Annotated in this window: 14 protein-coding genes and 1 other RNA gene; 4 read left to right on the forward strand and 11 right to left on the reverse strand. The window is 70.4% G+C overall.

Translation table 11 applies throughout. From position 1 onward, the window contains the following. Positions 1-75: 75 nt before the first annotated feature. Both AB0J91_RS19735 and AB0J91_RS19740 read right to left on the reverse strand, forming a co-directional pair. Positions 76-207: a hypothetical protein gene (locus AB0J91_RS19735; RefSeq protein ID WP_363870773.1), complete on the reverse strand. Its 132-nt coding sequence runs from the start codon at positions 205-207 to the stop codon at positions 76-78. An 81-nt stretch (positions 208-288) separates the two neighbouring features. Beyond that, a complete protein-coding gene (locus AB0J91_RS19740) occupies positions 289-801 on the reverse strand; it encodes a GNAT family N-acetyltransferase (RefSeq protein ID WP_363870776.1) in 513 nt (170 codons plus the stop codon). A gap of 273 nt (positions 802-1,074) precedes the next feature. Here AB0J91_RS19740 and AB0J91_RS19745 point away from each other — a divergent pair, with 273 nt between their 5' ends. From AB0J91_RS19745 to AB0J91_RS19755, 3 genes are read left to right on the forward strand one after another with little or no spacing between them, the layout of a single operon-like run. After that, positions 1,075-1,860, forward strand: coding sequence for an ABC transporter ATP-binding protein (locus AB0J91_RS19745; RefSeq protein WP_363870914.1), 786 nt, complete (start codon positions 1,075-1,077; stop codon positions 1,858-1,860). 16 nt (positions 1,861-1,876) lie between these two features. After that, a complete protein-coding gene (locus AB0J91_RS19750) occupies positions 1,877-2,845 on the forward strand; it encodes an iron-siderophore ABC transporter substrate-binding protein (protein WP_363870779.1) in 969 nt (322 codons plus the stop codon). Next, on the forward strand, positions 2,842-4,845 hold the full coding sequence (locus AB0J91_RS19755; protein ID WP_363870782.1) for an iron ABC transporter permease: 2,004 nt from the start codon (positions 2,842-2,844) through the stop codon (positions 4,843-4,845). Before AB0J91_RS19750 ends, AB0J91_RS19755 begins: the two co-directional genes overlap by 4 nt. A gap of 3 nt (positions 4,846-4,848) precedes the next feature. On the opposite strand, the gene AB0J91_RS19760 is transcribed toward AB0J91_RS19755, so the two are convergent. The 5 genes from AB0J91_RS19760 to AB0J91_RS19780 form a co-directional block, all read right to left on the reverse strand. Then, a complete protein-coding gene (locus AB0J91_RS19760; protein ID WP_363870785.1) occupies positions 4,849-5,472 on the reverse strand; it encodes a hypothetical protein in 624 nt (207 codons plus the stop codon). Further along, positions 5,469-5,909, reverse strand: a complete 441-nt coding sequence (locus tag AB0J91_RS19765) for a DUF6114 domain-containing protein (RefSeq protein WP_363870787.1) — start codon at positions 5,907-5,909, stop codon at positions 5,469-5,471. Before AB0J91_RS19765 ends, AB0J91_RS19760 begins: the two co-directional genes overlap by 4 nt. Positions 5,910-5,923: 14 nt before the next feature. Beyond that, complete coding sequence (locus tag AB0J91_RS19770) at positions 5,924-6,523, reverse strand: DUF6230 family protein (protein WP_363789590.1); 600 nt, start codon at positions 6,521-6,523, stop codon at positions 5,924-5,926. Positions 6,524-6,833: 310 nt separating this feature from the next. Continuing rightward, entirely contained in the window at positions 6,834-7,403 is a 570-nt protein-coding gene (locus tag AB0J91_RS19775) for a hypothetical protein (RefSeq protein WP_363870790.1), read from the reverse strand. Between the two features lie 108 nt (positions 7,404-7,511). Beyond that, positions 7,512-8,573 (reverse strand): AI-2E family transporter, encoded by a 1,062-nt coding sequence (locus tag AB0J91_RS19780; protein WP_363870793.1) that lies wholly within the window; start codon positions 8,571-8,573, stop codon positions 7,512-7,514. A 216-nt stretch (positions 8,574-8,789) separates the two neighbouring features. Here AB0J91_RS19780 and AB0J91_RS19785 point away from each other — a divergent pair, with 216 nt between their 5' ends. After that, on the forward strand, positions 8,790-10,691 hold the full coding sequence (locus AB0J91_RS19785; RefSeq protein ID WP_363870795.1) for an alkyl sulfatase dimerization domain-containing protein: 1,902 nt from the start codon (positions 8,790-8,792) through the stop codon (positions 10,689-10,691). A gap of 265 nt (positions 10,692-10,956) precedes the next feature. Here the strand turns inward: AB0J91_RS19785 and ssrA are convergent. The 4 genes from ssrA to ftsX all read right to left on the reverse strand — a co-directional run bounded on the left by ssrA (position 10,957) and on the right by ftsX (position 13,774). Beyond that, positions 10,957-11,327: a transfer-messenger RNA gene (gene ssrA / locus AB0J91_RS19790) on the reverse strand. A gap of 85 nt (positions 11,328-11,412) precedes the next feature. Next, positions 11,413-12,315: an amidohydrolase family protein gene (locus AB0J91_RS19795; RefSeq protein ID WP_363870798.1), complete on the reverse strand. Its 903-nt coding sequence runs from the start codon at positions 12,313-12,315 to the stop codon at positions 11,413-11,415. A 1-nt stretch (position 12,316) separates the two neighbouring features. Further along, complete coding sequence (gene smpB / locus AB0J91_RS19800) at positions 12,317-12,793, reverse strand: SsrA-binding protein SmpB (RefSeq protein ID WP_363870801.1); 477 nt, start codon at positions 12,791-12,793, stop codon at positions 12,317-12,319. Positions 12,794-12,871: 78 nt separating this feature from the next. After that, positions 12,872-13,774 carry a permease-like cell division protein FtsX gene (gene ftsX / locus AB0J91_RS19805; protein WP_363870803.1) on the reverse strand — a complete coding sequence of 301 codons (903 nt, stop codon included), beginning with the start codon at positions 13,772-13,774 and terminating at the stop codon, positions 12,872-12,874. Positions 13,775-13,780: the final 6 nt, after the last annotated feature.

Genomic DNA, 13,780 nt, shown 5'->3' on the forward strand with positions numbered 1-13,780 from the left:
TGGTCGTGTGGATACTCTGGGTTTTTCGAACACGCGCATTCTGCCACGCTCGGTTTCAGCGCCTGTTCACCGTCATCATCGCCCCAGGGTGTCGAGGACCAGTTGGGCGGTCTCCTCCGGGGTCGCGGATTCGACGTCGGCGGGCGGGCTGACCTGCGCGCGGACCGCGTGGTCGGCTTCGGCGGCGGCGTGGACGGCCGACCGCATCGAGCCGTTCGGTGGCCGAAACCGGTGAGATGGCGCCGGAATCCGGTGATGAGCTCGGTGACGACGCGGTGGGGTCGAACGTCAGCGGGCCTCGCGCAACACCGCGAGCACGGCGTCCGAGAAGGTGCCGTCGCGGTTCTCCAAGTGGCCGGGCAACATCCGGGCGGGCGTGAACCCGATCCGCTCGGCAAGCCGCAGCGAGGCTCCGTTGGCGGCGTCCGCGACCCACTCCAGCCTGGTCAGCCCGGTATCGTCGAGCGCCCAGTCCGCCAGGGCGCGTCCCGCGGCCTCCCCCACCCCGAGCCTGCGGGCCCAGGGGGCGACCCAGCAGCCGACCTCGGCGCGGTCGTCCTCGACGGCGACCAGTCCGAACGAGCCCAGCACGTCGTCGCCGTGCTCGGTCACCGCGAACAGCGGGGAACCTCCGGCGCCGGCGAGGAAGCCTTCGGCGTGCTCCTCGGTGTATGGAACCGGAATCGTCGTCCAGCGCTGGATCTCGGGGTCCTGGCACGCCTGGAAGACCTGCTCGGCGTCGGACGGTCGCCAGCGGCGGAGCCGGTAGCGGCCCGCGGGGATCTCGGTGGGGATGTGCATCGCAGCGGCTCCGGTACCGGGGTCGTGGTGGGCACGAGCGTGGCCACCCGGCACCGTCGGAGCGGGCCTCCACCTCGGCTCCGTCGACGGCCCCGGAACAGTGGCAGCCGCGACAACGGGCAATGGTGGCCCGAATCGACCGGGCACTTCAAACATCGATCACGGATGGTGCGGACCAAAATCGTCCGGATGTCCACCCCCGCCTTGAAGATTAGGTAAGGCTCACTTTAGTGTGATGGTGTGTCGCGCTACTCATCGCAGGCCTCGGTCGGGCTGTCCGCGCAGGAGATCGACGTCGCCTACGGGCGCGACGTCGTCGTCCACGCCGCATCGGTGACGTTGCGCGCCGGGACCGTCACCGCGCTGATCGGCCCGAACGGCAGCGGGAAGTCGACGTTCCTGCGCGCGCTCGCGCGACTGCACCCTCCGACGTCGGGCGAGGTCCGGTTCGCCGACGGCACCGAACTGCGCGCCCTGTCCGCCAAGGACCTCGCCCAGCGGATCACCCTGCTGTCGCAGCAGCGCACCGCGCCCGGCGGGCTGTCCGTGCGGGAACTCGTGGAGTTCGGCCGACACCCGCACCGCTCCCGCTGGACCGGGCACGATCCGGACGGCCCGGCCGCGGTCGAGCGGGCGATGGAGCTCACCGGGCTCAGCGCGATCGCCGACCGCCCGGTCCAGGCGCTGTCCGGTGGTCAGGCCCAACGCACCTGGCTCGCGGGGTGTCTCGCGCAGGACACCGGACTGCTGCTGCTCGACGAGCCGACGACGTTCCTGGACCTGCGCTACCAGGTCGAAATCCTCGACGTGGTGCGCGATCTCGCCGATCAGCACGGCGTCGGCGTCGGCGTCGTCCTGCACGACCTCGACCAGGCCGCCGCCGTCGCCGACCGCCTGCTGCTGCTGGAGAACGGCCGCGTCAGCGCGGAAGGAACCCCGGACGACGTGCTGACCAGCGCCAACCTCACCCGCGCCTACGGCATCGAGGTGGAGGTCCACCGCGCCGACGGACGCATCCACACCCGCGCGGTCGGACGCTTCAACACCGCCTCGCTCTAGTCCCCAGGGAGTCACCATGCGCACCAGACGTGCGTTCATCGCCGCAGCCCTCGCCCTCGCCGCGACGTCGACGGCCTGCGGCACGACCGAGGCACCGACGGGCCCGGCACCGGAGGCCGACGGCCCGCCGGTGAGCGTCGTGGACTCGCGCGGCGAGGAGGTCCGGCTCGACCACCCCGCCAAGCGGGTCGCGGCCACCGAGTGGAACGCCGCCGAATACCTGGTCTCCCTCGGCGTCATGCCCACCGCCATCTCCGACGTGCGGGGATACGGCCGGTACTCGACCGCCGCCCCGCTGGACGCCTCGGTCGCCGACATCGGCACCCGCGGCGAGCCGAGCATCGACGCGCTCGGCTCGCTCGACCTGGACCTCGTCGTCGTCACCGGCGATCTCCCGGAGGGCGCGCTCGCGCAGATCGAGGCGAAGGTCCCGGTCATCGTCATCCCGGGCGGCAACGCGCAGGACCCCATCGGCGCCATGTTCGGCAACGTCGACCTGCTCGCGAAGGCCACCGGAACCGAGAACGCCGCCGCACGCCTGAAGTCCGAGTTCGACGCCAAGATCGAGCAGGGCAGAGCCGCGGTCAAGCGGGCGGGCATGTCCGGCAAGCCGGTGGCCTTCGCCGACGCCTACGTCAACGCCGGCTCGGTCACCATCCGCCCCTACACCAGCGGCTCGCTGGTCGGGTCGGTCTTCGACCGGATCGGGCTGCCCAGCGCCTGGCGACTGGAGGGCGACCCGGCCTACGGGCTAGCGCAGACCGACGTCGAGGGCCTGACGACGCTCGGCGACGTCCCGTTCTGGTACAACGCCACCTCCGGTGACCCGTTCGCCGAGAACCTCGCGGGCAATCCGATCTGGACGAGCCTGCCGTTCGTGCGGCGCGGCGAGGTCCACCACCTGCCCGGTTCGCTGTGGACGTTCGGCGGCCCGAAGTCGATGGAGCGGTTCGTCGACGCGGCCATCGCCGCGGTCCAGGCGTGAAACCCCGGCTGCCGCTGGTCGTCGTCGGGCTGGTCGCGCTCATCGCGGCCGGCTCGCTGCTGCACCTGACGCAGGGCACGGCCGACGTCGACGTGCTGAGCCCGGACGCGCACGCGGCGGTGATCCTCCAGTCCCGCCTCCCCCGCCTGCTGGCGGCGACGCTGGTGGGAGCCGCCCTCGGGGCGGCCGGAGCGGTGCTGCAATCGGTGTCGCGCAACATCATGGCCGCGCCCGACACGCTGGCGGTGTCCGCGGGCGCCCACCTGGCGATCGTCGCCGTCGCGGCGTTCGGCGCGGCCGTCCCGCTGCTGGGCATGGCTGGGATCGCGTTCGCCGGTGGTCTGTGCGCCGCGCTGGTGGTGCTGGGGCTCTCGGGCACCGGCGGCACCGGGATCGTGCGGCTGGTGCTGGCCGGCACGGCGCTCGCGCTGGCGATGAGCTCGGTGACGCAGATGTTGCTGCTGCTGTTCTCCGAGGAGACGCAGGGCCTGTTCGCCTGGGGTGCGGGTTCGCTGAGCCAGAACGGTCTGGACGGTGTCCGCGCGCTGGCCCCGGTGGTGCTCGTGGCGCTGCTCTGGCTGCTGGTGCTGGCCCGCAAGCTCGACCTGATCCACCTCGGCGACGACCACGCGCGAACCCTGGGCGTCCACGTCGGACGGATTCGGCTGGGCGCGGTGGCGCTGGCGGTGCTGATGGCCGCCTCAGCCGTCACCCTCGCCGGGCCGATCGGTTTCATCGGACTGGCCGCACCGGCCCTGGTGCGGCTGGCCGCGAACGTCGTGCCCGGCCTGCACCGGCACGTCGCGCTGATCCCGGTCTCGGCCGCGACGGGCGTGGTGCTGCTGCTCGGCGCGGACGTCCTGCTGCGCGCGGTGATCGGTGCCCAAGGCGCGCTGGAGGTTCCGGCGGGCGTGGTGACGACCTTGCTCGGCGTGGTGTTCCTGGTCGTGCTGGCGCGCGAAATCCGCGTGTCGGGCACGGTGTCCGAACCTCCGGCGGCGGGCGCGCGAGGAGCGGTGAGCGCGCTGCGGTTCCGGCTCGTGCTGGCCGGTCTCGTGCTCCTCGCCGCGCTGGTCGTGGTCGCGTCGGTGCTGCTGGGCGACCGGATCCTGCTGCTCGGCGACGTCGGCAACTGGCTCGGCGGGCAGGCGGGGCCGATCGTGTCGAACGTGATGGGCAACCGCGTGCCACGCGTCCTCGCCGCACTGCTGGCGGGCGCCGCCCTGGCCCTGGCGGGTGCGGCGATCCAGGCGGTCACCCGAAACCCCTTGGCGGAGCCGGGCATTCTCGGGACCTCCGGCGGCGCGGGGGTCGGCGCGGTCGCGGTGATCACGTTCGCCCCCGCGCTCGGTTTCTGGGCCCAGGCGACGGCGGCCGGTGTCGGCGCGGCCCTGGCCGCGGCCGTGGTGTTCGCGGTGGCGGCGCGCGGCGGGTTCTCCAGCGAGCGCTTGGTGCTCATCGGATTCGGGATGCAGGCCGGCACTCAAGCGCTGATCACGCTGCTCATCACGCTGACCGATCCGTGGAACGAGACCAAGGCGCTGACCTGGCTGGGCGGCTCCACCTACGGGCGGCTCCCGGAGCACCTGGTGCCGATCGCGCTGGCGATCGTCGTCGCGGTCCCGCTGCTCATCGGTGCCCGCGGCGAACTCGACCTGCTCTCGCTCGACGACGAAACTCCCCGCGTGCTGGGCGTTCCGGTGCCCCGGGCGCGGCTCGGGCTGCTGCTGTGCGCGGTGCTGCTGACCGGTGCGGCGGTCGCGGCCATCGGTGTCATCGCCTTCGTCGGCCTGGTGGCGCCCCACGCGGCTCGGGCGGTCGTCGGCCGCAGGCACAGCAGGTCGTTGCCGGTCGCGGCCTTGCTGGGCGCGATCCTGGTGTGCGCGGCGGACGCGGTGGGCCGCACCGCGATCGCACCCGACCAACTGCCCGCCGGGCTGATCACGGCGCTCATCGGCACCCCGTACTTCCTGCACCTCCTGCACCGCGCCCGCGCGTGAGGATCACTCCATGCCGACCCGGCCGCCGGGGATGGTCAGCGTGCCACCGGCGAGGTCGGTGTTGCGGACGATCGCGTCGGTGAAGGTCAGCTCGGGCAGCCGCAGGAACCCGAGGTCCAGGTCGGGCATGGCCAGCGACTCCGCCGTGAGCGTGGTGCGGGCGATGGCCAGGGTTCCGGTGAGCTCCTGCGTGTAGAGCTCGACCGGGCCGTTGACCACCTGCGACACGCTGCCCGGGCGGGCTGCCGTGCGGAGGATCTTGCCGTTGCCCAGGTCGCCGCGCTGCACGAGATCGGTGATCTCCAGGCGGTCGACCGTGAAGTGCAGCGTCCGGACCCCGTCGCGCTCGACGACGCCGCGATACCGCGAGCCGACGAGCTTCAGGGCGCTGGCCGTCAGCGTCCACGACCGACCGGGGCCGGGCGTGGTGTCCGAGTCCCCGGCAGGCGGCAGCGCAGGCGGTTTCGGAGCCGGCGCGGGTGCCGGAGCGGGTGCCGGGGTCGACGCCGGAGCCGGAGCAGGCACCGGAGCCGGAGATTCCTGCGCGGACGCCGCCGGAGCGAGCACGCCCAGCGCCAGCACCGGACCGAGCACGCCCGCGAGCAGGCGAAGTCCCGGCGAACTCACGCATGCCCTCCGGCGACCCCGGCCGGGTTGGCGGAGGCATCGGTGCCCTCGACCGCCGCGCGCTGACGCGGCTGGGGCGTCCAGGCGAGGCCGAGCGCCGCGCCCACCACTCCGAGCAGGGTTCCGAGCAGGAAGGACCCGAGGTTGGCCGTCACGATCGCGGCCACTGACAGCAGCAGCGCCACGACTCCGGCGGGAACGCGGAACTCCTGCCGGGTCCAGAACGACAGTCCGCAGCACACCAGCAGAACCCCGATGACCATCGCGGAGATCCCGGTCAGCGTGTTCAGCGAGACGACGATGTCGCCGAACTTCAGCGAGGCGTACGGCGGGAACAGGATCAGCAGTCCCGACGCCAGCGTGCAGAAACCGGCCCAGAACGGGCGAGAACGCCTCCACCGGCGGAACTTCGCGCGGTTGGTGTTGTTCGCAGCCATGAGATCACCCCCGGTCAGAAGCACTCGTCGCGGCCGGCGGCGGCCTTGATCTGCACCTGGTTGAGCTTGAGCGTGGACGCCGTGGTGGACCAGGCGACCTGGCGCAGACCCGTGATCTGCGTGCTGTCGGCCTGGATGCCGAACGTCCCCGCGCCGCCGATCGCGCCGTTGGGGCCCTTGTCCATGGTTCCGGCGTCTCGGCCGATCTCGACGTTGTTCAGGGTGAGATCGCCGGTGACCTCCTGGATGCCGAGCACCAGGTTGTCCGCGCTCATGCCGCCCGGCGCGGCGATCTTCACGGTGATGTCGCCGACCGCGGGCAGTCCCGGGACCACGATGGACTGGCAGAAGTTGTCCAGCTCGGCCTTCCGGAACCCGTTGACCAGCACCGGGTGGGCCTGATCGGCGCTGCGGTCGACCGAGCCGTACTGCACGACGCCCTGCGCGTCGAGCCTGTCGGCCGAGGCCTTGTAGCTGGTCCCGGCGACGGCGAACGAGGCGGCGATCGCGCCCTGCGACAGACCCGTGAACATCAGACCGACGCCGAAGATCCCGACCAGCAGCACCAGCCCGAACACGTGCCAGCGGGTTCGGCCGCCCGTTGTCTCACCCACATCGGCTCCCATCACTCGGAGTGGTCGTAGCGGAATGAGCGCTACTCCGAATGGGGGCAAACGTAGGCCAGATGTCACGCAGATCGCTGTGACGGGATTCACATTACGAGAGGAATCTGAAATTCGTTCGTTTCAAATCGAGCGCTTCCGTCCCACCCACCACAAAGCGGACCGGGCGAGAGCGGCCCGGCCCGCGCGGTCGGTGGTCGAGGGGCGTCGACCGCTGGCGGTTCTGGTCCGAACCGACCGGACAGAACGGATTCCGATCATGGGCGCTTCGGACCAGAACCGCCGCTGCACCCGGCCGGACTCAGGCGACGGCGTCCTTGTCCGGAACCACCAGGGCGTACATGACCAGCACCGCGAGCGCGATCGAGGCGAGTTCCCAGAGCGGGAAGGCCGCCAGGAAGGCGAGGTGCCCGATGGCCGACAACCCGGCCAGGCCGATCCCTGTCATCCGTGCCCACCGCTGCCCGGCGAGGCAACCCGCACCGGCCAGCAGCTGCAGGAGTCCGAAGGCCAGCCAGATGTATCCCCACACGCCGAAGTCGAACAGCAGCAGCTCGCCGCCGCCGACCACGAAGTAGTCGGCGCGGAACAGCGCCGTCAGCCCGGCGATGATGTTGAACGCACCGGCCAGCACCAGCACCCAGCCACCGAAGGCCAGCCATCCTGCTCCCCTGGCATCCGACCGGGCCCTGGACATCGCCCATTCCCGCCGCTCCCCGACGACCTGCTGCTGTTCGCCCGCCTGCTGCGGCTCGGCCGCGTGCCGCGGCTCGGACGCTTGCCGTTGCTCGGGTGCCTGGCGTTGCTCGGACATCTGCCGCTCGGTCGGCCGCTCGCCGCCAGCCTGTTGTCCCGCGTTCGGACTGGACATTTCGAACGCCTCCTCCTTGCCGAGGTGTTGTCGGGCAAGCATCACTCCGATTCCCCTAATCCGCAGCCTGACCAGGACTTTCGACCCGGTTCACCGTCGCGCGGGGGCTCACGTCGCACTCCCCCGCATCTCGACCCGGGCGTGGCGGACGAGGATCTTCAACGCGGCGGCCACGGGGAGCGCGAGCATCGCGCCGAGCACACCGGCCAGCGCACCTCCGACGAGGATCGCGACGAACGCCCCCAGCGGGCTCAGCTCGACGGTCCGGGCGAACACCCGCGGGGCGATCAGGTAGTTCTCGACCGCCTGGTAGACGACGAAGAACAGCAGCGTGATGACGGCCAGCGAGAGTCCCTGGCTCAGCGCCACCAGCGTCGCGGCCAGCGAGGCGAGCGTCGCGCCGATCTGCGGGATCGTGTCCAGCAGCGCGACCACCACGGCGAGCAACGCGGGATAGGGCACGCCCGCGACCAGGAAGAACACGTAGGAAGCGGCCCCGGCGCACAACGACACGACGACCTGCCCGGTCACGTAGCCGCCGACCCGGCCCATCGCGGCGAGCACGGCGTCCGCCCGGCCCGGATGCCCTTCGCCGAAGCGTGCGACGGCGCTGTGGAGCCGGGGCATGGCGAGCGAGAAGTAGACCATCAGCGCGCCGGCGGTGCAGGCGGCGAAGACCCCGCCGAAAACCACTCCCAACGCGGCGAACCCAGCGGTGAGCGCCTGCAGGGCGAAGCTCGCCGCGCTGCTCGCCGCCGCTTTGACCTGCTCGTGCAACGCCGGATCGCGCAGGTGGGCGCGCAGCTCTCCGGACCCGAGGTTCGTCCCGACCCCGGACACCAGGCTCGGGACGCGCTCCACGAAGTGGCCGACCTGGCTGAACGCGGGGACGAGCACCAGCAGGATCGCCACTCCGAGGACGACCAGCAGCCCCAGCACGACCGCACCGACAGCCAGGCCGCGCCGCCAACGATGCCGCTGCAACCAGCCGACCACCGGTTCCACGCCGAGGGCGAGGAAGAACCCGAGGAACACCAGCACCAGCATGCCGCGAGCGGTGTAGGCGAGGACCGCGAGCACGCCCACGGCCAGGTACACGCAGGCGATCTGCGCGTGGCGCAGCAGCGGAACCGGCCCGTCCCGACGCTCCCCCGACGTGTTCGCCGACATCCGCACCGCCCTCCCGCGCGCCCGAACCGAGCGTAGGTTCCCGCGCCCCGCGCGCATTCCGAACGCGACCCCGCGCCTGCCACCTGGGTCTGCTCGTATCACCCGGACGGGTCGGCACGCGGCCTCCGGCGCCCGGTTGGCGCCCGCGGACGTCGCCGGTGACGATGGCCGGGAGTCGCGGAGGCGGCGTCAGAACCCGCCGAACGGGAGGTCCCGATGTCCCTGGAAACCGGCTCGCAGCCCGCTCGACCGACGATCGCGGCGGGCAACGCGGAGGTGCGGGAGACATTCCCGTTCGACGACACCCGCGACCTCGACGACGCTCGCCGCGGCTTCCTCGGGACCGCCGAGGATCCGCTCATCCGCGACTCGTCGGGGGCGGTCGTGTGGGACCTGGACGCCTACGGATTCCTCGCCCAGGACTGCCCGGACACGGCCAACCCCAGTCTGTGGCGGCAGAGCCGGTTGTGCGTCGAGCACGGCCTCTTCGAGGTCGTGGAGGGCCTCTACCAGGTGCGCGGTTTCGACCTGTCCAACATGACGGTCGTGGAAGGTTCCCGCGGAATCCTGGTCATCGACCCGCTGCTGTCCGCGGAGACGGCCGCCGCGGCGCTCTCGCTCTACCGGAGTCACCGCGGCGACCGCCCGGTGACCGGTGTGCTCTACACGCACAGCCACGCCGACCACTTCGGCGGAGTTCGCGGTGTCGTCACCGACGCGGAGCTCGCGGCCGGGATTCCGGTGCTCGCGCCGCGGGGATTCCTGGCGCACGCGGTCAGCGAGAACGTCTACGCGGGCACCGCCATGGCCCGCCGGGCGGGCTACATGTACGGAGCCGCGCTGGCCAAGGGCCCGCGGGGGCAGATCGGCGCGGGGCTGGGCCCGACCACCTCGACCGGTGCTCTCGGCATGGTGCCGCCGACCCACGACATCACCGAGACAGGCCAGTCGGAGACGGTCGACGGGATCCGGATGGTCTTCCAGCTCACCCCGGGCACCGAGGCTCCGGCCGAGCTCAACATCCACTTCCCGGACCACGCCGCGCTGTGCATGGCCGAGAACGCCACCCACAACCTGCACAACCTGCTGACGCTGCGCGGGGCGGAGGTGCGCGACCCGCACGCCTGGGCGGACTACCTCACGGAGGCCATCGACCTGTTCGCCGAGGGTTCCGACATCGCCTTCGCCTCCCACCACTGGCCCGTGGTCGGCCGCGACCGCGTCGTCGAGTTCCTGACCGAGCAGCGCGACCTCTACGCCTACCTGCACGACCAGACGCTGCGGATGATCAACGCGGGGATGACTCCGCTGGAGATCGCCGAGCGGATCGAGATGCCTCCAGGTCTGGAGCGCGCCTGGCACACCCACGGGTACTACGGCTCGGTCAGCCACAACACCAAGGCGGTCTACCAGAAGTACCTGGGCTGGTTCGACGGGAACCCCGCCCACCTGTGGGAACACCCTCCTGTCGAAGCCGCCGAGCGGTACGTGGAGTTCATGGGCGGCGCCGACGAGGTGGTCCGACGCGCCCGCGAGTCCTTCGAGGAGGGTGACTTCCGCTGGGTCGCGCAGGTCGTCAACCACGTGGTGTTCGCCCGGCCCGACCACGAGGCGGCGCGGGCGCTGCAAGCGGACGCCCTGGAGCAGCTCGGCTACGGCTGCGAGAACGGTCCCTGGCGCAACTTCTACCTCATGGGTGCCCACGAACTGCGCCACGGACCGATCGGCACGCCCACGGTGACCGCGTCACCGGACGTGCTCCGCGCGCTGGACCTGGACCAGCTCTTCGCGGCTCTCGCCATTAGGGTGGACGGTCCGAAGTGCTGGGACGCGGACATCACGATCCGCTGGAACGTCGACGGCGGCGAGTCGCACACCCAGCGCCTCCGCAACGGGGTCATGGTCCACATCAGAGGAACCGGTCCTGCGGCCGGCGAACCCGACGCCGAGGTCACCCTCGAAGAGCAAGATCTCCGAAAGGTCCTCCTGGGCACCACGACCACCGACGACCTGGTCGCCCAAAGCCGCGCGAGAACAACCGGGAACCCGAAGAGGATCACCGAGCTGTTCAGCTACCTGGCCAACCCGAACCCGGACTTCACCATCGTCACCCCATGAACAATGGAACGAGAAACAACAGCAAGAAGCCGAAGACCTGCGAAGACCCGGCAGAAACAGCACCGAGGAGAGGAAGGAGCGGCAGGAGCGATAGGAGCGGCACGAGCGAGATGTTCTTCCAAGACCAGGCCGGGAACACCCCGAAGGCGAGGAACGAAGCCAAAGCCCCACCGCACCGTGGGGGCCTGCGGGGGCTCGGCCCTCGCAACTAACACGACGGGGCGAGATGGTTCGCGCATTCCGCGAACACACCTCGCCCCGAGGTCCGTGGAGGTGCCGGGAATCGAACCCGGGTCCTCCGTCGCTTCACCAAGGCTTCTCCGTGCGCAGTCCGCTATGCCTCTACTCGGCTCCACCGGTCACGCGAACTAGCCGGTGTGACGAGCCCAGTCGCTGTTTGATGTCCCGCTGGGTCCCGCGACCGAACCCAGCGGTAGGAGCCTCCTAGCTGATGCCGGATTCCGGGACGGAGGCGTTCCCGGTCCGACAGAGTCGCTCCTCGCTCAGGCGGCGAGGGCGAACTCGCGCTGACTCTTGTCGGCGCTTATTTGTTTGCGGCGACGCTCACGGTGGTCTCCCGCCTGCACCGGCACGCTTCCCAAGGATCAACGTACGGAGTCGAAACCGTTCACCCCCATGTCCATGCTCCACTTGCTACCGGTTTTCGAACCGGTGTCCAACAGGATAACGCGTCGGGCCCCGGCGATCATTCCCATATCCCTCATACCTTCAAGCCCAGGAGCTTCGCCGGTGTGTCGTGCAGCAACGCGCGCAGGAAGGGCTTGCCGAGCCGAGGGTCGCCACCCGCCCAATCGGCGATGACCGCGAGCTGGTCGGCGTACTGGTACGGGATGTTCGGGTAGTCGGTGCCCAGCACGATCCGGTCGGGGTGCGCGGCGATCCGCGCGGCCCAGTCCTTGGGCAGCGGCGCGAACTTCTCGCTGAACGCCACACCGACCATGGTCGTGTCCAGGTGAACCCGCGGATAGCGCTCCACCAGGTTCAACGCCGCGAGGTAGTCGGGCATTCCGGCGTGCGCCAGCACCGCCGTGAGCCTGGGATGCCTGCGCAGCACGCCCTCGAACACGTCCAGCCCGGTGTAGGCACCGGCGATCGGACCGTTCCCGCAGTGCACGACGACCGGCACACCGGTCTCGCCGAGCAGGCCCCACGCCTGGTCCAGCAAGGGGTCGCGCGGGTCGAACGAGCCCACCTGGACGTGCATCTTCACGCAGCGGGCGCCCTCGTCCAGCGCGCGAGCGAGGTAGTCGCCCACGCCGGGTTCGGGGTAGATGGTGGCGGTGGGAACCGCCTCCGGCGTGCGCTGGGCGAAATCGCGAACCCAGTCGTTGAGCCACGCGGCCATCGCGGGCTTGTGCGCGTAGACCAGCGGGGCGAACGCCCGCAGTCCGAACTCGCGCAGCAGCCGCACCCGGGTGGGCTCGTCGTGCCGGTAGAAGATCTCCCACCGCATCCCGTAGTGCTCGGAGGCGTTGTCGAAGTACGCCCACACCTTGTCCAGCACGTTCGGCGGCAGGAAGTGGGTGTGGATGTCGACCAGCCCCGGCAAGCCGAGTTCGTTCAGCCAAGCGGGAATTCGGTTGTCGTCGTGCGGTGCCGTCAAGTCAGCGCCGGCCCTTTCGCGCGCGCCCGATGGCGCGCTGGATCTCGCGTTCCATATCGCGCTTGGCGATGTCCTGGCGCTTGTCGTGCGCCTTCTTGCCTCGCGCCAGCGCGAGCTCGACCTTGGCCTTGCCGTCGCTGAAGTACAGCGACATCGGCACCAGGCTCAGCCCGCTCTCCTTGATCTTTCCGACCAGCCGCTCGATCTCGTGCCGGTGCAGCAGGAGTTTGCGGGAGCGCCGCGGTTCGTGGTTGGTCCACGTCCCCTCGGTGTACTCGGGGATGTGGACGTTGCGCAGCCAGACCTCGCCGTCGTCCACAGTGGCGAAGCCGTCGACGAGCTGCGCCTTGCCCTGGCGCAGGCTCTTGACCTCGGTACCGGTCAGCGCGATTCCGGCCTCGTAGGTGTCAATCACCGACCAGTCATGCCGCGCCTTGCGGTTCTGCGAGATGACCTTGCGGCCGCGTTCCTTCACCATGCGAACAACTCTAGTCCTCGTGTCACCCGGTTTAGCCGAACTCGGCGGCCCCTTCCGCGGGGACCGCCGAGCACCAGGCTACAGCCGCACGTACAGCCGGAGCGTGACGTAACCGGTGACAGCGGAGATCACCGCGGAGACCAGCAGCAGGATCGGCGAGATCAGTGCGATGTCGCCCCATTCGACCGCTGGGATGATGCCGGTGCCCAGCACCGGCCCCATGACCCTGTCGATGAACGCCGCCTTCGCGATCAGCAGACCGGCGATCGCCAGCACCGCACCGATCAGACCTGACACCATCGCTTCCAGGAGGAACGGCAGCTGGGTGTACCAGCGTGTCGCACCCACCAGGCGCATGATGCCGGTCTCCGTGCGGCGGGTGAACGCCGAGAGCTGAATGGTGTTGGAGATCAGCAGCAACGCGGCCAACGCCTGCACCAGCGCGATCGAGAACGTCGCGTTGCGGACGCCGTTGAGGATGTCGAACAACCGGTCCAGGTACTCGGCCTGGTCGACGACGCTGTCCACGCCCGGCTTGCTGGCGAACTCGGCCTGGATCTGCGGGAAGCGCTCCTGCTCGGTGAGCTTCACGCGCAGCGAGGCCGGCATCGCCTCGGCGCGGGCCACGTCCTTGAGCTCCGGCTGCGACTCGAAGACCTTGTTGAAGCTGGCGAACGCCTGCTCCCGGTTCTCGTACTTGACCGACTCGACGCCCTCGGCGCTCTTGAGCGCCGACATGACCGAGGCGCAGGGCTGCTGGCTGCAGTCGGTGTCATTGGCGCTGACGTCGTCGGTCATGAACACCACGACCTCGACGCGGTCCTGGTAGGTGTCCTGCATCTTGTCGATGAGCCGGACCACCAGCAGACCGCCACCGAGCAGACCCACCGAGATGGCGGTCGTCAGGATCATCGCGATGGTCATCGTCACGTTGCGCCGAAGGCCGTTGACGACCTCGCTGAATACGAAGCTCGCACGCATCTTGGG

This window comes from Saccharopolyspora sp. NPDC049357, from assembly GCF_040677225.1.
Lineage (GTDB): Bacteria > Actinomycetota > Actinomycetes > Mycobacteriales > Pseudonocardiaceae > Saccharopolyspora.

Coding starts and splice junctions, on each gene's coding strand:
- AB0J91_RS19735 (WP_363870773.1), bottom strand. CDS start 207: ATGCGGTCGGCCGTCCACGCCGCCGCCGAAGCCGACCACGCGGTCCGC.
- AB0J91_RS19740 (WP_363870776.1), bottom strand. CDS start 801: ATGCACATCCCCACCGAGATCCCCGCGGGCCGCTACCGGCTCCGCCGC.
- AB0J91_RS19750 (WP_363870779.1), top strand. CDS start 1,877: ATGCGCACCAGACGTGCGTTCATCGCCGCAGCCCTCGCCCTCGCCGCG.
- AB0J91_RS19765 (WP_363870787.1), bottom strand. CDS start 5,909: ATGGCTGCGAACAACACCAACCGCGCGAAGTTCCGCCGGTGGAGGCGT.
- AB0J91_RS19775 (WP_363870790.1), bottom strand. CDS start 7,403: ATGTCCAGTCCGAACGCGGGACAACAGGCTGGCGGCGAGCGGCCGACC.
- AB0J91_RS19780 (WP_363870793.1), bottom strand. CDS start 8,573: ATGTCGGCGAACACGTCGGGGGAGCGTCGGGACGGGCCGGTTCCGCTG.
- AB0J91_RS19785 (WP_363870795.1), top strand. CDS start 8,790: ATGTCCCTGGAAACCGGCTCGCAGCCCGCTCGACCGACGATCGCGGCG.
- smpB (WP_363870801.1), bottom strand. CDS start 12,793: ATGGTGAAGGAACGCGGCCGCAAGGTCATCTCGCAGAACCGCAAGGCG.
- ftsX (WP_363870803.1), bottom strand. CDS start 13,774: ATGCGTGCGAGCTTCGTATTCAGCGAGGTCGTCAACGGCCTTCGGCGC.